This is a genomic window from Rhodococcus sp. 4CII (assembly GCF_014256275.1).
Classification (GTDB): domain Bacteria; phylum Actinomycetota; class Actinomycetes; order Mycobacteriales; family Mycobacteriaceae; genus Rhodococcus_F; species Rhodococcus_F wratislaviensis_A.
On sequence record NZ_JACCFE010000002.1, the window covers coordinates 7,265,138 to 7,283,210 of the forward strand.

Below are 18,073 nucleotides of genomic sequence, written 5' to 3' on the forward strand. Positions count from 1 at the left end.
GACGTTACCCCACAAAATCGACGGTGGCGGAGAACTCTCGCCGACGCGGACGGATCCGGTCATCCGAGTGCCGCAAGTTACGTTGCTCGCCAGCGTGTTTCGCGTGCTCGGCCGCGCGGGAATCGGGACCTGGTAGTTATCGCGGCCGGATGGGTAATCGGCTCGCATGGAAATCATTGCCATCGTCATACTCTTCGCCGTGGTGGCGTTCGTCGTCGTACGTCGGCGGGCACGGAATCGGGACCGCCTGTGACCTCCTCCGGCGACGGCGACGGTCACTGCGGACGGCGCCGCTTCTTCTTGTGCGAACTGTCGCAGAAGGGGGCGATGCTCGTCCGCCCGCACCGGCACAGTGCCACGGTGGCCCGGTCGTGGCCGATCGGGTTACCTTCGGGGTCCAGGATCCGCGCGTCACCCCGCACCAGGAGTGGGCCGTCGGGGCACACTGTGATCGTCACGTCGGAGTCGTCGGTCCCGGCGGTGGGAATGGAGTTCATGTGACTACCTTGCACTCTCGGTCGATGTCGGACGCGGTGGCGCAACGGGGAACGTCGATGCCCCTTCCGGCGCCCCGCGGTCCCGTGAGCGATCTGCTGTTCACCATTCTGCGCGGAGATCGCGCCGACGCCACACCGTTCGTGTCGGCGGCGCGATCGCTCGCGTCCGCGCTGGGCGAGGATCCTCGGGCGATCCTGCTCGACGACGATGCCCAGATCTGTCTCACCGCCCTCTACGAGTTGCACCTGCAGGGGATCGCCGGTGTGGGCGACGACTGGGAGTGGAGCAGTGACCTGATCGCCGCCCGGTCGGCGCTCGAAGCTCCGTTCGACGCCGCTATCCGCGACCTCGCCGACGCACCGACCGGTGCCGGCGACGTGGTGGCGGCGCTGTGGGACATGACAGCGCCCAGCACGGACCCGGGGCTGTCGGGGTACATGGCCCACGACGCGGATCTCACCCAGTTCCGGGAACTGCTGGTTCACCGCTCCCTCAACCAGCTGCGCGAGGCCGACGTGCACACTCTCGGCATCCCGCGGCTCGCGGGCGCACCGAAGGCGGCGCTGGTGGAGGTGCAGTCGGACGAGTACGGCGGCGGCCGGCCCGAGCGCATGCATTCGGCGCTCTTCGCGACGACAATGCGCGAACTCGGCCTGTCGGACGGCTACGCGCACTACATCGACGCGGTGCCCGCCGTGACACTGGCGTCGCTGAACGCGCTGTCCCTGTTCGGCCTGCACCGCAGCCGGCTCGGTGCCCTGGTCGGGCACCTCTGCGCCGTGGAGACCACGTCGGCGCTGCCGAGCAAGAAGTACAGCGCGGGGTTGCGCCGCCTCGGGTTCGGGCCGGTGGCCACACTGTTCTTCGACGAGCACGTGGAGGCCGATTCCGTGCACGAACAGATCGTCTGCCGAGACCTCGCCGGCGGTCTGGTGGCCGCGCGCCCGGAGGTGGGTGACGACATCTTGCTGGGGGCCGCCGCGTGCCTGGCCTTCGACGACCTCGTCGGCGACCACGTCGCCCGATGCTGGGAGGAGCAGCGCAGTTCGCTCCGGCAGCCGGTCGGGTAGGGGTTCAGGTGCCGGAGGCGGCCACCGCGTTCTCGAGATCGCTCAGCGACGTCTCCAGGTGCGCGATGATCCGCTGCAGGTGCGGGACGGCGTGCCGATCGCCGACCACGCCGACGTCGAGCTGACCCGCCCGGCTCGTGAGGGTGATGCTCAGCGCCTGACCGCCGAGCACCGTCGGCGCCGGGTACACCGCGTCCAGGCGGGCGCCGTTCCAGTACCGGGGCCGCGACGGTCCCGGCATGTACGAGATCATCACGTTGAAGGGCGGGGGAGTGTCGTCGACGAACCGGCGCACCGGTTCCAGCAGGATCGGGCTGATCGCCAGCGCACTCATCACCTGGAACTGGGTGTGGCTGAGCGCGCCGAACACCCGGTTGGTGTGCTCGACCGATTCGCTGATGCGCGCGAGGCGTGCCGCCGGATCCGGCTCGTCGGTGGCCAGTCCGACGACCATCGCGCCGACGCCGTGATCGCGGCCGCGCGGTCCGATCATGGTGCCGCCGAGGTCCAGCGGAACCGGCAGCATCGCCGTAAGCGGGGCGTCGGGCAGGGCGTACTGCTCCAGCAGATACCGGCGGAGCGCACCGGAACACATCGCGAGCACCACCGCATTGATCGTGGTGCGGCCCGCGGCGGCCACCGCCACCAGCCGCCGGATCGGCCACGACCGCGCCGCCAGTTTGCGGGCCCGGCCCACCGGAACGTTGAGCATCGTCGGTGGTGACTGCAGCGGAAGCGTGAGGTGTTGCTCGCGCACGCCGTCGTAGGCAACCTTCGCGAGTGCAGGCAGCACCCCGACGATGCTGGTGGCGGCCCGCACCCCGGCGCGGACCATCGCGACGGGAAGCAGCGATTCCCGTCGCGTCGTGCCGGCCACCCCGGGTGTCCACGGTGCGGGGCAGTCGAGGACGGCGGGATCGGTGGACAGGGCGTGGTGGAGCAGGCGCAGTCCGGCGGGCCCATCCATCAACGACAGGTGGATCTTCGAGAACACGGCGGTTCGCCCGTCGGCGAGTCCCTCGATGACGTGCATCTCCCACATGGGGTGCTGCGGATCGAGCGGCATGCCGTGCATCTGGGATACCAGCGACAGCAGATCCTCCATCCTGCCGCGGCCCGGGACCGCGGTGTGCCGCACGTGGTAGCCGAGATCGATGTGCTCGTCGAACGACCACCAGGGGTAGCTGGCCCCGCGGAGCGGGCGCACGGCGCGCCGGCGGAACATGTCCGACGCGGCCTCGTGCGACATCAACGCCTCGAACATGTTCCGCGCGTGGCCCGGGCCCGCCTCACTCGGCGGTTCGAACAGCTCGAGCGCCCCCACGTGCATGGGGTGGGACGGCGTCTCGAACAGCACGAACATCGCCTCGGTGGGGCTCATCACCGACATCCAGCGCCTCTTTCTCCGCTCGGGGCATGGCCGAGCATGCCCCGGCGCATCCCACGTCTTCAGGGTAAGCAGAACACGGAAACTTATTCCACAAGGCCGTTTTCACGCCACGACTGCTCATCCGCGGTCGAGCTGCGGAAACACCGTCTCGCGGGCGAGGAGCAGCACGGCGGCGGCCACCGGGATCGCCAACAGCGCCCCGACGATCCCCAGCAACGCGCCACCGATGAGGACGGCGACGACCGTGACCATCGGCGGCACCTTGACGGTGCGGCCGATGATGCGGGGAACGAGCAGGTAGTCCTCGAACAGACGGAGGGCGATGAAGAAGACGACGGTCGCCAGCGACACCGGAAGGGAAACGGTGAGGGCGACCAGCGCCACCACGACGCCGGCGAGCGTGGAACCGACCACCGGAATCAGGTCCAGCACGGCGACGAGGACGGCCAGCAGCAACGGATAGGGGACGTCGAAGGCGAGGAGCCACACGAACGTGAGGACGGCGGTGATCAGCGAGATCAGCAGATTTCCCAGCACGTAGCCGCCGACCTTGGCGAAGATCTCGTCGCCGATCAGAATCGTGCGCGGCCGTCGGGAGTTCGGCGCCAGGCGGTAGATCGACGACCGGATGTGCGCGAAATCGGCGAGGAAGTAGGCGGTGAGTACCACCACGATCACGATGCCGCTGACCGCGCTGAACACGACTTTTCCGGCACCCACGAGCCCGCCGACGACGACCGGGACGTTACTCGCGTCGAGCGCCTGACGCAGTTCGTCCTGCAGGTGAAACCGGGTGCTGAGGTCCCCGAGCGCGGGGTAGCGCTGCTCGAGGTGATTCAGGTAGTCGGGGGCGTTGTGCACGAGAGCGCCGCCCTGGGTGACCATCGGCGGGATCGCCGCGGCCAGGAACCCGGCCAGGAAGGCGAAAGCGATGACGAAAACCGTTGTGACGGCGGCCCACCGGGGGAAGCCGTGCCGCACCAGCCAGGACACGGCAGGTTCGAGCCCGATCGCGAGGAACGCGGCGACGGCGATGAGGACGAGCACCCCGCGGGCCGCCAGCACCACCTCGATCAGGGCGTAGGTGACGGCGACACCGGCGGCGCCGGCCATGCCGATGAAGAACGGGGAACGGCGATCGAACCGCGGTCCCGGCCTGCCGAGCGGGTGGGACTCCGTGCTGATGCGGGCCGCGCTCTCCTCCGCGGCGACGATCGGCTGCTCGTCCGCGGGGGAATGCGGTTGGGCCACGTTGTCGTCGTGACCCTCGGCGGCCCCGGTCACGGTCGCCGGACGACCCTGTCCCGCCGTCCGCGACCGGAATTGTCCCCGCCGATGCGCCGGCACCGGTCCGCGGCGGCCGGCCGGGTCGCGTCCGCGACCACGGGGGCCGGCATCGCCGGTGTCGAGCGGCAGTAGTCGTCGATCATTTCCACTGCCCGCTCCGCGCACACGGCTGGCGACGGCATCCGTCCGATTCCGAGGCCGTCGATGACGACGACGCTGCGACGGCCCAGCCCCTCGACGCCGAGACACCACCCGAAGGTCCGGTTCCAGGCCAGCACCGCGCTGCGCCCCGGCAGATAGTGCAGGCGGAACGGCAGGACGAGGACGGCGTCGAGTGCGTCGCCGGCCCACCAGTCGATGGAGTCGGCATGCACACTCCGGGCCACCGCGTGGATGTAGTCCCGAACGGTGTGGGTGTCGGCAACGCCTGTTCCACTCTTCATCGTCCACCGCCTCAGCTAGTAGACGATCGACATACCCGGACCGGCGACAGTTGAAACTTCACTCACCTGGGTGCGCTCGAGGGGCGCACCGCCGTCGTCTGCGGGTAGCCTCGCCGCATGCCGTACTTGGAGCGCTCGGGAGACGTGTTCGTGCTGTACCTCGGCGAGGAGGGGGAACGCGACAGCGAGAACGCCTTTCACCCGGACTGGGTCCACGACGGTGAACGAACTGCTCGACCGGGTCGAGCAGCACGACGGTCCCGCCGCACTGGTGACGACCGCGACCGGAAAGTTCTACTCCACCGGCCTCGACACGGGGTGGGTCCTCGCCAACACCGACAAGCTGAACGCCTACATCGACCGGGTGCAGGCCCTGTTCGCGCGGATCCTCACCTTCCCCTTTCCCACCGTGGCCGCACTGGCGGGGCACACCTTCGGCGGCGGCGCCATCCTCGCCGCGGCCCACGACCACCGGGTGATGCGGGAGGACCGCGGCTACTTCTGCCTGCCCGGAATCACCATCGGGGCGAGTTACGCGCCCGGCAGCATTGCGCTGCTCGCGGCGCGGCTGCCCGCCCGGGCCGTACACACCGCCCTGGTGACCGGCCGCCGCTACGGCGGCGTCGAGGCGCGCGAACTCGGACTCGTCGACGAGGTCGCCCCCGAGCAGCAGGTGCTCGCCGCGGCCGTCGAGCACGCCGCGGGCCTCGTGGCGACGCGCGGCCGCACGCTCGGCGAGATCAAGTCGTCGCTCTACGCGGACGCCGTCGCCTCGCTCCGCACCCCGGTGGCGAATCTCCAGGCGCAGGAGGCGTTGAACGGCGGCTGACTCCACACGGAAATGCTCCGGGAAGGGGTGTCCGCCGAGAAAACGGGTACTACAACGGCGAGGGGCGGTGCGTCGGGCATCCGCTCCCACCGGCACCCGGAGGCGAGCACCATGAAACGCGTTCTGACACTTGTCCTGCCGATCCTGCTCGCCGCCCTCGCGCTGACGGCGTGCGGCAGCGACAGCGGGGATTCGTCGGGGTCGGCCGAATCGACGCACGCCGGCGACCACTCGGGCATGCCGTCGATGTCGATGCCGATGTCGATGCCGATGTCCATGCCGGCGGGCGCCGGGGAGCAGGGCGGCCGGGAGATCGTGATCAGCGATTTCAAATACACCCTCCCCGGCACGTTCGCGCCGGGCGAGCAGGTCACCGTCCGCAACAACGACACCGCCGAGCACACCGTGACGGCGGACACCGGCGACCTGTTCGACGTCGAGATCAAGGCCGGCGAGACGGCGACGTTCACCGCCCCCGGCCAACCGGGGACCTTCGCTTTCCACTGCACCTATCACCCGAACATGGTGGGTACCCTCGAGGTTCGGTGACGCCGTCAGTCCAGCGGTTCGATGCGGAACACCGCGCACCGGTCCGCGGCGGCGGCGAACGCCTCGGGCGTGGCGTTCGCGACGGTCCCGGCTTTGAGGAACATGGTGACGCCGTGGGGCACGCGGGCCGGGAACTCGCGGAGGATCCGGCCCCGCTCCGCGACGGGTAGCGCCACCAGCCGGACCCGTTCGCGATGCCGGCCGCGGGTCAACTCCCCGCGCCCTGCGGCCCGGGCGTTCTTGGCCCAATCCGATTCGGCATAACCCGCGACCACGTAGCGCGCGCCGTCGACCTCGTACGGCGTGACGGGGGTCGACCGCGGCACGCCCGTGGTGCGGCCGCGAACGGTGAGCGCCTGCATCGGCAGTGGAACACCCACCCGATGCAGGCCGACGATCACCCTGTTGACGTAGGCGAGGTACCACGGCGGCATCACTCGGTCGGTCCGGCGCACCATGGTCTCGACTATAGGTCTGTGGGGGCGGCGGCGGGCTCCTCGCTGTCGCGCCACCAGCAGAACACGAACAGGGCCAGCGACGCGACGAGGGTGGACACCACCCACACCGTGAGGGCGATGTCGACCCACGATCCGATCGGCGGGCTGCCCGGGAGGATGCCGCGCAGCGGCACGACCGCGAACAGCATCGCGGCCATCCAGCCGAGCATGTCCGTGTCGACGGCCCGTTTGCGCCGGAACGTCTGCAGTGCCACGAACGCGGCGAGCACCGCGAGGGTCGCCATCATCAGCAGAAGAATCCCGGCATAGATGAGGTTTCCGCCGGTGCGGGCGAACGTCACGTCGGCACCGGTGCCGATGCGGGAGACGTCGGTGTCGACCGCGACAGGCTCGGCGCGCGTCTTCCACCCGTCGACCCGGCCGTCCAGCAGCAGCCCCGTCGGCACCAGTTCCCGGTCTGCGCCGAGACCCTCGTACGCCTCGACCACCATCGGGTTCACGTCGAACCGGTCGAACGGCCAGATGGCCGCGTTGCCGTCCGTGACGAATTCGGTGTCGAACGTGGTGGGTGTGGTGCCCGCGTGGAACACGATTTCCTCGTGGCTCGTGGTGGGGACGAGCAGGACCGTGATGTCGCGGTTCAGGGTGTCGCCGTTGGCGTGCAGGAAATCGGCCCCGGCGGAGATCGTCACCTCCGCCTGCAGTCGATCCGTCGTCGGCTGCAGGGACTTCGTCGTCACGAGCACGATCACCTCGTCGTCGCCGCCCACGAACGGTCCGCCTTCGATGTTCTCCCGGCTGCTCAACCCGTAGACGGTGAGCGACGCCGCATAGATCAGCGCCAGCAGAACCGCCGGCGCGACCCACACGAGCCGGCTGCGCGCGGAGACCGAGGACGCTGCCACCGTCGCAACATACCGCCGTCCGCCGCCGGTGGATCGGGTTTCGCCGGTGAGTGTGCGGGTGCGCCGGCGTCGCCCGTCGACGCCGGATTCACCGCCCGTAGTCAGCTGCAGCGGCGGGACCGCGACCATCCGTCGAGGACGAAGCCGAGTCCCATCCCGAGCATCCACGTGTCCTTCGCGACGGCGATGCCGTTTTCGTTGGGCCAGATGCTTCCGGGGTTCCGCAGGGCGGGGGTCCTGAGGTACATCGTCACGAGTCCGCCGGAGAACGCGGCGAGGGCGGCGCCGGCCACGGCGGTCGGCACGATCGGGGTGAGCAGCGCTGCGCCGACGCCGATCTCGGCGGCAGACAGCAGGGCGACGAATCGGTCCGGCGGAATCGCGCCGAGGAACGGGAACGCCCCTGCGGCCATGCCGTGAACGGCCGCCGCGGTCTGTTCGTCCGCGGACCTCTTCTGTATCCCCGAGTGGAGGATGAAGGCCCCGGTCGCGATGCGACCGGGTAGGTCGCCGAGTGCGGGTAGTTGCATGGTGGTCTCCTGTCGTCCGGCGCGAGCCGGTGGTCGGTCTGCACGTCCCAGCCTCCCACTCGCTCGACGGGCGGGAGCGGTTTCGGCGGAGCCCGGCGCGGTGTGGTGGGACGGGTCTGTAGGGCGGGTGCTGTGGGGACGCTGAGAGTGCATGGCCCGTCGCGTGCCGGTCTGTTGTACTGAGGTCTCGCGGCAGAAGGAGGAGACGCTGGTGCGGGTTCTTCTGGTCGAGGACGAAACCCGTCTCGCCGAGACGGTGCGCCGTGGATTGACGGCGGAGGGGTTCGTCGTCGATGTCGAACACGACGGGCTGGCCGGTTTCGAGGCGGCGCTCGCCGGGGACTTCGACGTGGTCGTCCTCGACATCATGTTGCCCGGCAAGCACGGATACGACATCGTGCGGGACCTGCGGCGCCGTGAGGTGTGGACCCCGGTGCTGATGTTGTCGGCGAAGGACGGTGAATACGACCTGGCCGACGCATTCGATCTCGGTGCCGACGACTATCTGGTCAAGCCGTTCTCGTTCGTGGTGCTGGTGGCCCGGTTGCGGGCGCTCGTCCGGCGCGGCGCGCCGCGGCGGCCCGCCGTCCTCACCGCGGGCATCCTGGAACTGGACCCGGCCCGGCACCGCGTCACCCGAGACGGCACCGCGCTCACGCTGACGCCCCGCGAGTACAGCGTCCTGGAGTTCCTGATGCGGAACGCCGGATCGGTGGTCACCAAACAGGAGATTCTGCAATCGGTGTGGGACACCCATTACGAGGGCGACGACAACATCGTCGAGGTGTACGTCGGCTATCTGCGTCGCAAGGTCGATGCGCCGTTCGGCACGAACAGCATCGACACCGTTCGCGGCGTCGGCTACCGGCTGAGGTCCGGCGACGACTGAGCGGCGCCCCCAGTGGGAGGGTGATCACGGAGTCCGGCACCGGCACGCGCTCGTCGAGTCGTTCGGTGGAGATGGCGGCCACCCGCACCCGGATCCGTTCGACGGGCAGAGGTGCCGCGCCGACGACGGCGGTCACGGTTCCGGACGGGGAGGACGCGCCGCGTTCGTCGATCCAGTGGTCGCGCTCTTCGCCGGGGTCGATGTTGCCCCGGGACCGCGACTCGCCGGGCGGGACCGGGTCGAGGACGAGGGGCAGGTCCTCGGCACCGGGCGAGGCGGCGGCGACGGTACCCGCGGCATCGACGACCTGGATGGTGCCGATCTGGCAGTCGGTGGCGAACAGGGAGCTCTCGAGCACGACCTCGGGTCGAGCAGATCCGAAGCCTACGTGTCAGTGTTGCTCACACACCGTGATCGTCTCCGATGACCGTGAGAAGCGCGTCGACGAACGACGCCGCCGTGGTCGCGTCGAAGAGGTCGGTGGCATACACGAGTTCGGCGTCGATGCCGTCCGGGTGCCCGCCGGTGTCGTGACGCTCGGTGAAATGAAAGTGGAGATCGCATTTCGCGACATCCAGCGGTCGGGGGGTGATGTCGAAGCGCAGCCCGTCGACGTCGAGGGTCGCCGGAGCGAAGTTGTTCAACGACAACGCCACCTGGAAGAAGGGGTGCAGCGACGACGACCGCGGCGGGTCGATCACGGTGACCACCCGCTCGAATTGCACGTCCGCGTGCGCGAACGCACGTAACTCGAGGTCGCGGGACCGTCGCACCACCTCGGCCAGGGTGTCCGCAGCGTCGACCCGGGTCCGTAGAACCACGGTGTTGACGAACATCCCCACCACGTCGTCGAGTTCCGGGTCGCTCCGACCGGCGACCGGTGTCCCGACGGCGACGTCGGAGTCGCCGCTCAGCCGCGCGATCGCCATCGACACCGCCGACCGCAGCGCGGTGAACACCGTGGCGTGGTGCCGGTGCGCGAGCGACGACAGCGCGTGATGCGTGGATCCGTCGATCGCGAAGGACTCCCGGCCGGCGCCGTACGTCCAGGTCTGCGGCCGGGGTCGGTCGAGGGGCAGCCCGACGGCACCGGGGAGCCCCGTCAGTTCCTCCGCCCAGAACGCCAGTTGCCGCGACGCGAGGCTGTCCGGGTCGTCCTCGGTGCCGAGGAGTTCGCGCCGCCACACGCTGTACTGCGGGTACGTCACCCGATTCGGCTCCCGGTCCGGTTCGGCGCCCGCGGATCTGCTCGCGTAGGCGGCGACGAGATCACGAGCCACCAGTGCCAGCGACCATCCGTCCGCGGCGATGTGATGGATGACGCAGGCCAGGAGATGCTCGCTCGGGCCCAGTGCGAAGAGTTCGGCGCGCAGTGGCGGTTCCGACCGCACATCGAACGGCGCCGCCAGCATCCGGTCCACCCGTGCGCGGACGTCCCCGGTTCCGACCGGACCCGGGACCAGATCGGGGAGGGCGTCCTCGACGGACAGCAGGTGTTGATACGGTCCGTCGGCCGAATCCGGGAATGTGGTGCGCAACGAGTCGTGCCGGGTGAGGACGTCCCCGACCGCGGCGCGCAGGTCGGCGACATCGACCGGGCCGGACACCCGGACGGTGAACGGAATGTTGTAGAGGGCAGGCGAGGTGGCGGTGCGGTCGATGTACTGCTGCGACGGCGACAACGGTGCCCGCTCGGGCACCACGGTGTCGGCGACACCCGGCGGGCGCGGTATGCCGCCGCCCGGACCGGTCCCGTCGATCACCACCGCCAGTCCCGCGGGAGTCGGGGTTTCGAACAGCTCCCGCACGCCGACGCTCGTCCCCAGCGTCGCGTTGAGCCGCGCGACCACCCTCGTCGCCGACAGCGAGTCACCGCCGAGGTCGAAGAACGAGTCGTCCGCGGCGACCGAGGGCACACCGAGCAGTCGGCCGAACACGTCGGCCACCACGCGTTCGGTCTCGGTCACCGGTGCGCGCCGGGGAACGGACGTGGTGCCGAAGTCGGGGCGGGGGAGCGCGTCCCGGTCCAGCTTCTTCGTCGGGGTGAGGGGAACCGCGTCCAGGGCCGTGATCGACTTCGGGACCATGTACTCGGGCAGGAACCGGCCGAGGTCGCGTCTCGCCGAGTCGGGCGTGGTCTGCGATCCGCCGCGCACCATGATGTAGGACACCAGCGCCGGGTCCCCCGCCGCGGTCCGGTGCACGATCGTGGTGGCGAAGACGATGTCCGGGTTTCGCCGCAGCGCGGCATCGATCTCGCCGAGCTCGATGCGGAAGCCGCGGATCTTCACCTGATCGTCGGTGCGCTCGAGGAATTCGAGGGTGCCGTCGACGGTCCAGCGGACCAGGTCGCCGGTGCGAAACATGCGCGAGCCCGGCTTCCCCAACGGGTCCGCGACGAAGCGGGTGCCGGTCAGCGCCGGTCGCCGATGGTATCCGCGGGCCAGCGCCGCCGTCGCGAGGTACAGCTCCCCGGCGGCGCCCGGCGGGAGCGGACGCAGCCGGCGATCGAGGACCGTCGCCCGCACGCCGCGCATCAGGGAGCCGATCGTCAGCCGACCGCCGGGGTCGATGGGGTCGGTGAGAGTGACGCTGCATGTGGTTTCGGTGGGCCCGTACGCATTCCGCATCACCCGGCCGGACGCCCACCGGCGCACCAGGTCCGGCGGGCACACCTCGCCGCCGACGAGGACCAGTTCCAGTGCGTCCAGGCCGCCGGGATCCACCGTCGCCAGCGCGGACGGCGTGGACAGCAGGTGCGTGATCCGCTCGGCGCGCAGCAGCTCGCGCAGTTCCTCCCCGCCGTACACGTCGGGTGGCGCGATCACCAGGGTCGCACCGCCGGTGCAGGCGGCCAGGACCTCGACCACTGCGGTATCGAAGCTGGGCGACGCGAAGTGGAGGACACGCGCATTCGGGGTGACGGCGTACTTGTCGCGAATCTCCCGCACCAGATTGGCGAGACCGTCGTGCGTGACGACGACACCTTTCGGCACCCCGGTCGAGCCGGAGGTGTAGATCATGTAGGCGGGGTGTTCGACGCGGAGAGGCCTCGGACGTTCCGCGGCCACGTCCGGCGGATCCTCGTCGAGGGTCAGCCACCGGAGGGTGCCCGGCAGCCGATCGCGCTCCGAGCGCACGGTCAGTCCCAGCGTCGCACCCGAGTCGCCGAGCGTGTAGCGGATCCGGTCCAGGGGGTGGGTCGGATCGACCGGAACGTAGGCGGCGCCGGACCGGGCCACCGCCCACAATGCGAGTACCGACTCGTACGACCGCGGAATGGACACCGCCACCGGGCTCTCCGGTCCGAGCCCGTGACCGGCGAGCACCCGCGCCCACCGGTCCGCGGCGGCACCGATCTCCCGATAGGACACCGTCCGCCCCCGGTCCCGGACCGCGACGGTATCGGGGTGGACGGAGGCGGACTCCGCGAGAATCCGGTCCAGCGTCGCGGGTTCGGCATCCGGTAATCCGCACGCCGGGGCGAACGACTCCCGTTCGGAGTCGTGGAACAGGTCGAGTTCGGCGACCCGTCGGTCGGTGTCCGTCGCCGCGTGGAATCGGTCGAGGAACATCATGAACCGGCGATGATGCCCGGTCACCTCGTCCTCGTCGTACAGCGCCGGATTCGCCTCCATGTCGATCCGCGGCACCGAACCGGGTGTGCCCGGATAGATGTTGACCGACAGATCCGCGGTGGGGCCCGTCGTCAGCACCTGCACCTGTCCGGAGACCGGGCCGAGCGTGATCTCCTGCGTGAACAGCATCAGGTTGAGCACCGGGCCGAAGTGGGCGAGACCCGTTCCGGCGGAGGCAATGTCCTTACCGATGTCCTCGCGGCGATACCGCTGGTGACGGAGCGCCTCCGTCACCGACGTTCGGGCCGTCCGCACGGTCTCGCGCACGGTGCCGGTGCCCACCCCGCGCATCAGCAGCGGGAGCACGTTCGACACGGAACCGCCGGAGTCGCGCAGCCGCGCCGACGTCCGGGCGGACACCGGCAGGGACAGGACCACGTCATCGGCGTCCCTCATCCGGGCGAGGTACGCGGCGAACGCCGCAATCACCACCACGGTCGGGCTGTCACGGATCCCGCCCGCGCGGCCGCGCACGACCAGCGCCGGGGCGTTCACCTCGCGGTATGTGCGGCCGTCGGCGGGCGGTAGGTCGCGTATCCGGCGCCGCCAGTACGCGCGGTCGCGTTCGAAGCGCGGGGAGGATCGATATTCGGCGTCCTCCCGCACGATCCGCTCCGGATCGACCACCCGGCGCTCCGGGGGCACCTGGTCGCCGATCCCCGCCACATACAGTTCGGCCGTGCGGCGCATCAGCATCATCGCCGCATATCCGTCCATCGCGATGTGATGGGCACGGGTGTACCAGAACACTCGGTCGTCGGACACGCGGACGATCGTCGACAGGACCAGCGACGGCCCGTACATGTCGATGGGGGAGTTGCAGTCCTGCCGCATCCACCGCTCCGCCGCGTCGACCGGGTCGCGCTCCCGGCGGAGATCGACCACCGGCACCCGCTGCGGCGCCCCGGCATCGACGACCTGGTGCGGGCGACCGTCGATATCGGTCAGGGTGAACGATCCCAGTTCACGGACGGCCCGGGCACACGACTCCGTCAGGAGGTCCAGGCGGACGGGCCCGCGCAGGTCGACGTACTGGGCGATCACGTACGGGATCCGGGGCGTGAGCTGCTGAGCGAACCAGATGGCGTGCTGCGCAGCAGTCAACGCGAGCACCCGCATCGGTGCCTCCTCACGCATGATCGAGCCCAGGGACGGGTGATCGTCGATCCTGTCACACCGAAGCTGTGTGCGCGCTGAGAACGCCGGCGCCGCCGCGCTCCGTTCGGGGAGTCGCGGCGGCGCCGGCGTCCGCAGGCTAGTGCGCGAGAACGACCGCCCCGTCCCCGTCGGCCGCGGCCGACGCACCCGGCGCGCTCAATTGCTCGATCCGGCGGGGCAGCGCGAGGGCCACGACCGCGCCGAGCAGCGCCGAGATCGCGCCGATGACGAACGCGATGGTGATACCGGTGTCCGTGTAGAAGACCGCGCCCTGCACGACGGTCGCGATGTGCGAGTTCAGCACGGAGAAGGCGATCACCGGCAGGATGGCGGGCAGGATGCTCTGGAACACCGCCACCATGCTCGCCGTCGTCGCCTGCAGTTGCGGCGGCACCGCGGCGATGAGCAGGTTCGGGACGGCGGCGTAGCCCATGCCCATGCCGACGCCGAGGAGGGCGGCGAATCCGATGAGGAGCGCCTTGTCGTCGTGGATCGTTGCCGTGAGCAGGCAGGCCGCACCCATCGCGAGCATGCCCACGACCATCAGGATCCGCGGGCGGACGTTGCGGGGCACCAGGGTTCCGACGATCAGTCCGCCGATCACCACCGCGCCACCCAGCGGCGCCTGGAAGATCGCGAATCCTTCGGCGCTGATCCCGAATCCGTAACCTAGCCCCAGGATTGCCGGGGTCATGCACATCATCGGGAGCATGATCGTGAACACCGAAGACGTGCCGTAGCAGAGTCCCGCGCCGAGCGCCGTCAGGAACACCGGGCGCTTGCCGAAGAACCGGATGTCGACCAACGGGTCCGCGAGCAGGCGGGCGGACACGATCCACGCGACCAGCAGGGCGACACCGCCGGCGACGAAGCCGATCGTGGAACCGGACGTCCAGCCCCACGACGGTCCGAAGCTCACCCCGACGAGAATGCCCGCGACCCCGGCGCCCAGGAGCGCCGCGCCCATCAGATCGATGCGGGAGCGCAGACGCACCGACGACTCGGCCGTCGTCACCCGGATCAGCACGCTGAGGATCACCAGCCCGGCGAGGAAGAACCAGAAGATGCTGCGGAAGCCGAAGTTGTCGATCAGCCAGCCGGTGAAGAACGGCGCGGGAATCGCGATGAGGCCCATGCCGCTCGTGGCGATGCTGACCGCCAACGCCACCGTCCGGGTGGGGAAGACGTCACGAATGAGCGAATAGCTCAGGAACAGGCAGGGCACGAGCAGACCCGTCAGGGAGCGGCCCGCGATCAACACCGCGTATGTCGGCGCGACCGCGGAGATCAGCGACCCCAGGGCCGACAGGCCGACGGCCGTCAGCAGAAGCCTGCGCTTGCCGTGCGTGTCGGCGAGTTTGCCGATCAGTGGGCACGTGACGGCCCCCACCAGCAGGAACGACGTGAGCAGCCACGCACCCTGGGTTGTCTGGTAGTGGGTGACGATCTGCGGCAACGCGATCGAGATCATCATGTAGCTGACCGCGAGCATCTCCAGGAGCAACACGATCGAGGCGAGCGAGAAGATCAGGCGCGGCGTCCAACGCTCGGCAGTGCTGTCCTGCTGTCGCGTGTGAGCCGATCCGCCGCTGGGCGCATGGGTGACCATTATCGAGGTCCTTTCGGATACCTGCACGGGATGTCGGAGCCTCGCCGCGACGTTGACGGAAGGCCCGAGCCTGGCGGTAGGGGTGGGTGGTCACATTCGGTGGTCGACATCTCGAATGTGTAATTGACATCACAGTTCCCGGACCTGCGGCACGCCATGCGCCGTTCCGCCCAGCGGGAGGCCGCCGCGTCCGCCGTGCACGCGCACGCGGGAAGAGCCCAGTTCACGACCCCGAATCGGGCGTAGCAGACATGTCGGTCGGTTTCATCGCCCGGACGCATCAGTTGACGCGAACCACTGATTCCGGCTCCGCCCTCGAGCGAGGATTACTCCATGGCCGACATCGAGGGCGAGAAGCAGTTCCGCCGGCTGAGGACGCCGCGATCGGCGGCCGTCGCGGGCATCGTCTTCGCCGCACTCTTCGCCACCAGCCTGGTCCTGGTGCACACCGCGCTGCCCGCCGACCCGTTCGACGAGACACCGTGGGTGGGAACCGGGGAGACCCGGATCAAGACGGCCCTCGTGCTCGCCCCCTTCTCCGGTATCGCCTTCCTCTGGTTCATCGGCGTCATCCGTGACCGCCTCGGCGACCTCGAGGACCGCTTCTTCGCGACCGTCTTCCTGGGCAGTGGGTTGCTGTTCCTCGCCATGGGTTTCGTCTCGATGGGCGTCGCGGGCGGTGTCCTCGCCATCGCCCGGCACTCCGGCAGCTCCGCGGACGAGATCGTCTACTTCGGTCGCGAGATCATGCTGCAGATCAACCACGTCTACGCGCTCCGGATGGCCGCGGTGTTCATGATCTCGCTGGGAACGATCTGGCTCCGGACGGGACTGATGCCGCGGTGGCTCGTCGTCACCACCTATGTGGTGGCGCTGTCCCTGCTGTTCGTGGTCACCTTCAGCCTGTGGACGACGCTGGCATTCCCGGCCTGGGTCGGGGTGATCAGCGTCTACATCCTCGTCACCGGACGCCGCGCGACGGCCGAAGCCACCCGAACCGCGTCAGGGTGACGGCATTCGCTCAGGTGCGCGACGGGGTCGTGGAGAAGAAGTCGTCGATGATGCGCACCACCGCGGCGGGATCCTCCAGATGGGGATAATGCCCGACACCGTCCAGGACGGCGAGCCTGCTGCCGGGCATCGCCGCGTGAGCGGCGTACCCGTGCGCGACTGGGATGATGCCGTCCGAATCACCCCAGATCAGTTGCGTGGGCAGACCCGCATTGAGGTACAGCCGGTTCAGTGCGCTCACCGCCTGCCCCCGGTGATCGACCACGGCGCGCAACGTCCGCAGGAACGCCTGACGAGTCTGCGGATCGGACAGCGACGCGTAGGCGTGCCACATCTCGTCGCCGCGCACCGACTGGATCCCGATCGCCGCCAGCCAGCCGCGGACCTTGTCGCCGGCGTCGCGAATCGCGGCGGGCGCCACCAACGGCAGTAGGAACTCCGACCCCGGCGCGGCCAGCAACCGCAGTGTCCAGTTCACGTCCGGCCCCAGCCCGCCGCTGCCGATGAGAACCAGGCGGTCGCACAGGTCGGGGTGCTGATAGCTGAACTGCATCGCCACCCCGCCGCCGAGGGACTGCCCGACCACGGTCACCCGTTCGATGTCCAGTTCCCGCAACAGGTCGCGCAGCCACGCGGCGAACGCGCCCAGCGAGTAGTCGCCGCGCGGTTTGGCCGAGTCACCGTGACCGGGCAGGTCCGGTGCCACCACCCGGTACCGCTGCTCCAGCTGCGGAAGAACCGCACGCCACGTCGCGGAACTGCCCGCCATCCCGTGGACCAGCAGCAGCGCCTCGCCCTCACCGGCCATCCGATAGGCGACGTCGTCCCCGTGCAGCGCGACATGTCGGAGCTGGGACATACAGCGACCTCCCGATCGGGTGATGCAGTGGTGTCGACGGTAACGATAGGGGAGTTCCGCTCGATATCGTCATCAGTTGCGGCGCGGGAACTTGATCTCGGCCGCCAGTTGATCTATCCGGCACACCCGTCGCGAGGCGCGAAAGCAGGAGGAATCCGCATGAACTCTGTGTCGAGTCCGGCCGCCGCCCGTCCCCGTGTACTGCTCATCGACGCCGACGTGGAGAGATCTATCGTCGATCGCTTGCGGGATGCGGGCTTCTTCGTCACACGCACCTATGCGGAACCGGTGCGGTCGCGGATCGAACCACCCGACGTCGTGATCGTCGACGCCCGATCACCCCACCTTGACGCCCTCACCACCGTGCGAGGATTGAAGGCGATGCGGTTCGCGCTCGCCGTCGTCGTGATCGGCACCTTCCGTTCCGGCAACCGTCGCAGCGATCTCCTCGAGGCCGGCGCCGACGACGTGATGGAGATGCCCGTCGGCGCCGACGAACTCGTCGCCCGGCTTCGCGCCATCCTCCGGCGCGTGAAGCCCGACGTGCCCGACACCGCACAGGCCGACACACAGGACCTCTGCCTCTGCGACGAGCATCACGAACCCGATCACGACGGGCTGCGCACCACGCTGACCAGAACGGAATTCGTCCTCTTCACCGTGCTGTCCCACAACATCGGCAGAGTAGTCACGCGCCGCGACCTGATGCTCATGGTCTGGGGAGTGACCGTGGAATCGAAGACGAACGTCCTCAACGCGTACGTCTGCTCCCTCCGGCGGAAACTGGTGGCCGTGGGTTCGCCGTACGTCGTACACACGGTGCGGGGTGTCGGTTTCTCCCTGGGCGAGGTCGAACACGCGGGGAACCTCGCGCCGGACCGCCAGGTGCCCGTCGCCGCATCGTAGGGCGGCCGTCGCGAAAAACATGACCGGCTGCCATCTCACCGAAA

The 18,073-nt window shown here is 69.4% G+C and carries 15 protein-coding genes and 1 pseudogene; 6 read left to right on the top strand and 10 right to left on the bottom strand.

Going from position 1 to position 18,073, the window contains the following annotated elements; translation table 11 throughout:
• Positions 1 to 275: 275 nt before the first annotated feature.
• Positions 276 to 497: a CDGSH iron-sulfur domain-containing protein gene (locus H0B43_RS34155; protein ID WP_185723918.1), complete on the bottom strand. Its 222-nt coding sequence runs from the start codon at positions 495 to 497 to the stop codon at positions 276 to 278.
• A 24-nt stretch (positions 498 to 521) separates the two neighbouring features.
• On the opposite strand from H0B43_RS34155, the gene H0B43_RS34160 reads away from it, so the two are divergent.
• Positions 522 to 1,568: an iron-containing redox enzyme family protein gene (locus tag H0B43_RS34160; RefSeq protein ID WP_185729687.1), complete on the top strand. Its 1,047-nt coding sequence runs from the start codon at positions 522 to 524 to the stop codon at positions 1,566 to 1,568.
• 4 nt (positions 1,569 to 1,572) lie between these two features.
• On the opposite strand, the gene H0B43_RS34165 is transcribed toward H0B43_RS34160, so the two are convergent.
• The 3 genes from H0B43_RS34165 to H0B43_RS42950 all read right to left on the bottom strand — a co-directional run bounded on the left by H0B43_RS34165 (position 1,573) and on the right by H0B43_RS42950 (position 4,688).
• Positions 1,573 to 2,958 (bottom strand): wax ester/triacylglycerol synthase family O-acyltransferase, encoded by a 1,386-nt coding sequence (locus tag H0B43_RS34165; protein WP_185723917.1) that lies wholly within the window; start codon positions 2,956 to 2,958, stop codon positions 1,573 to 1,575.
• Positions 2,959 to 3,075: 117 nt separating this feature from the next.
• A complete protein-coding gene (locus tag H0B43_RS34170) occupies positions 3,076 to 4,242 on the bottom strand; it encodes an AI-2E family transporter (protein ID WP_185723916.1) in 1,167 nt (388 codons plus the stop codon).
• Positions 4,239 to 4,688, bottom strand: a complete 450-nt coding sequence (locus H0B43_RS42950; RefSeq protein ID WP_185723915.1) for a DUF6292 family protein — start codon at positions 4,686 to 4,688, stop codon at positions 4,239 to 4,241. The genes H0B43_RS34170 and H0B43_RS42950 overlap by 4 nt, the downstream gene beginning before the upstream one ends.
• A 117-nt stretch (positions 4,689 to 4,805) precedes the next feature.
• Between H0B43_RS42950 and H0B43_RS34180 the strand changes: the two are divergent.
• Positions 4,806 to 5,517, top strand: a pseudogene (locus H0B43_RS34180) (enoyl-CoA hydratase/isomerase family protein).
• Between the two features lie 111 nt (positions 5,518 to 5,628).
• Entirely contained in the window at positions 5,629 to 6,066 is a 438-nt protein-coding gene (locus H0B43_RS34185) for a cupredoxin domain-containing protein (RefSeq protein WP_185723914.1), read from the top strand.
• Positions 6,067 to 6,071: 5 nt separating this feature from the next.
• Here the strand turns inward: H0B43_RS34185 and H0B43_RS34190 are convergent, their stop codons facing one another.
• From H0B43_RS34190 to H0B43_RS34200, 3 genes are all read right to left on the bottom strand, one after another.
• A complete protein-coding gene (locus H0B43_RS34190; protein ID WP_185723913.1) occupies positions 6,072 to 6,524 on the bottom strand; it encodes a nitroreductase family deazaflavin-dependent oxidoreductase in 453 nt (150 codons plus the stop codon).
• Positions 6,525 to 6,532: 8 nt separating this feature from the next.
• Positions 6,533 to 7,429: a DUF4436 family protein gene (locus tag H0B43_RS34195; protein ID WP_312037633.1), complete on the bottom strand. Its 897-nt coding sequence runs from the start codon at positions 7,427 to 7,429 to the stop codon at positions 6,533 to 6,535.
• A gap of 101 nt (positions 7,430 to 7,530) precedes the next feature.
• Positions 7,531 to 7,959 carry a hypothetical protein gene (locus tag H0B43_RS34200; RefSeq protein WP_185723911.1) on the bottom strand — a complete coding sequence of 143 codons (429 nt, stop codon included), beginning with the start codon at positions 7,957 to 7,959 and terminating at the stop codon, positions 7,531 to 7,533.
• Positions 7,960 to 8,170: 211 nt separating this feature from the next.
• On the opposite strand from H0B43_RS34200, the gene H0B43_RS34205 reads away from it, so the two are divergent.
• Entirely contained in the window at positions 8,171 to 8,848 is a 678-nt protein-coding gene (locus H0B43_RS34205; RefSeq protein WP_185723910.1) for a response regulator transcription factor, read from the top strand.
• A 401-nt stretch (positions 8,849 to 9,249) separates the two neighbouring features.
• Here H0B43_RS34205 and H0B43_RS34210 read toward each other — a convergent pair whose 3' ends face one another.
• Positions 9,250 to 13,623: a non-ribosomal peptide synthetase gene (locus tag H0B43_RS34210; protein ID WP_185723909.1), complete on the bottom strand. Its 4,374-nt coding sequence runs from the start codon at positions 13,621 to 13,623 to the stop codon at positions 9,250 to 9,252.
• A 118-nt stretch (positions 13,624 to 13,741) separates the two neighbouring features.
• A complete protein-coding gene (locus H0B43_RS34215) occupies positions 13,742 to 15,256 on the bottom strand; it encodes an MFS transporter (RefSeq protein WP_397517502.1) in 1,515 nt (504 codons plus the stop codon).
• Between the two features lie 330 nt (positions 15,257 to 15,586).
• Between H0B43_RS34215 and H0B43_RS34220 the strand changes: the two genes are divergently transcribed.
• Entirely contained in the window at positions 15,587 to 16,264 is a 678-nt protein-coding gene (locus H0B43_RS34220; RefSeq protein ID WP_185723907.1) for a hypothetical protein, read from the top strand.
• Positions 16,265 to 16,274: 10 nt separating this feature from the next.
• On the opposite strand, the gene H0B43_RS34225 is transcribed toward H0B43_RS34220, so the two are convergent.
• On the bottom strand, positions 16,275 to 17,123 hold the full coding sequence (locus tag H0B43_RS34225) for an alpha/beta fold hydrolase (protein WP_185723906.1): 849 nt from the start codon (positions 17,121 to 17,123) through the stop codon (positions 16,275 to 16,277).
• A 159-nt stretch (positions 17,124 to 17,282) separates the two neighbouring features.
• On the opposite strand from H0B43_RS34225, the gene H0B43_RS34230 reads away from it, so the two are divergent.
• The gene (locus tag H0B43_RS34230) at positions 17,283 to 18,029 is read left to right on the top strand and encodes a response regulator transcription factor (RefSeq protein WP_185723905.1); all 747 of its coding nucleotides are present in this window, start codon (positions 17,283 to 17,285) and stop codon (positions 18,027 to 18,029) included.
• Positions 18,030 to 18,073 lie beyond the last annotated feature (44 nt).

Bases quoted from the DNA above. Each gene is read 5' to 3' on its own strand.
- H0B43_RS34155 (WP_185723918.1), bottom strand. From the start codon at position 497: ATGAACTCCATTCCCACCGCCGGGACCGACGACTCCGACGTGACGATC.
- H0B43_RS42950 (WP_185723915.1), bottom strand. From the start codon at position 4,688: ATGAAGAGTGGAACAGGCGTTGCCGACACCCACACCGTTCGGGACTAC.
- H0B43_RS34210 (WP_185723909.1), bottom strand. From the start codon at position 13,623: ATGCGTGAGGAGGCACCGATGCGGGTGCTCGCGTTGACTGCTGCGCAG.
- H0B43_RS34200 (WP_185723911.1), bottom strand. From the start codon at position 7,959: ATGCAACTACCCGCACTCGGCGACCTACCCGGTCGCATCGCGACCGGG.
- H0B43_RS34225 (WP_185723906.1), bottom strand. From the start codon at position 17,123: ATGTCCCAGCTCCGACATGTCGCGCTGCACGGGGACGACGTCGCCTAT.
- H0B43_RS34185 (WP_185723914.1), top strand. From the start codon at position 5,629: ATGAAACGCGTTCTGACACTTGTCCTGCCGATCCTGCTCGCCGCCCTC.
- H0B43_RS34165 (WP_185723917.1), bottom strand. From the start codon at position 2,958: ATGTCGGTGATGAGCCCCACCGAGGCGATGTTCGTGCTGTTCGAGACG.
- H0B43_RS34190 (WP_185723913.1), bottom strand. From the start codon at position 6,524: ATGGTGCGCCGGACCGACCGAGTGATGCCGCCGTGGTACCTCGCCTAC.
- H0B43_RS34230 (WP_185723905.1), top strand. From the start codon at position 17,283: ATGAACTCTGTGTCGAGTCCGGCCGCCGCCCGTCCCCGTGTACTGCTC.
- H0B43_RS34220 (WP_185723907.1), top strand. From the start codon at position 15,587: ATGGCCGACATCGAGGGCGAGAAGCAGTTCCGCCGGCTGAGGACGCCG.
- H0B43_RS34160 (WP_185729687.1), top strand. From the start codon at position 522: ATGTCGGACGCGGTGGCGCAACGGGGAACGTCGATGCCCCTTCCGGCG.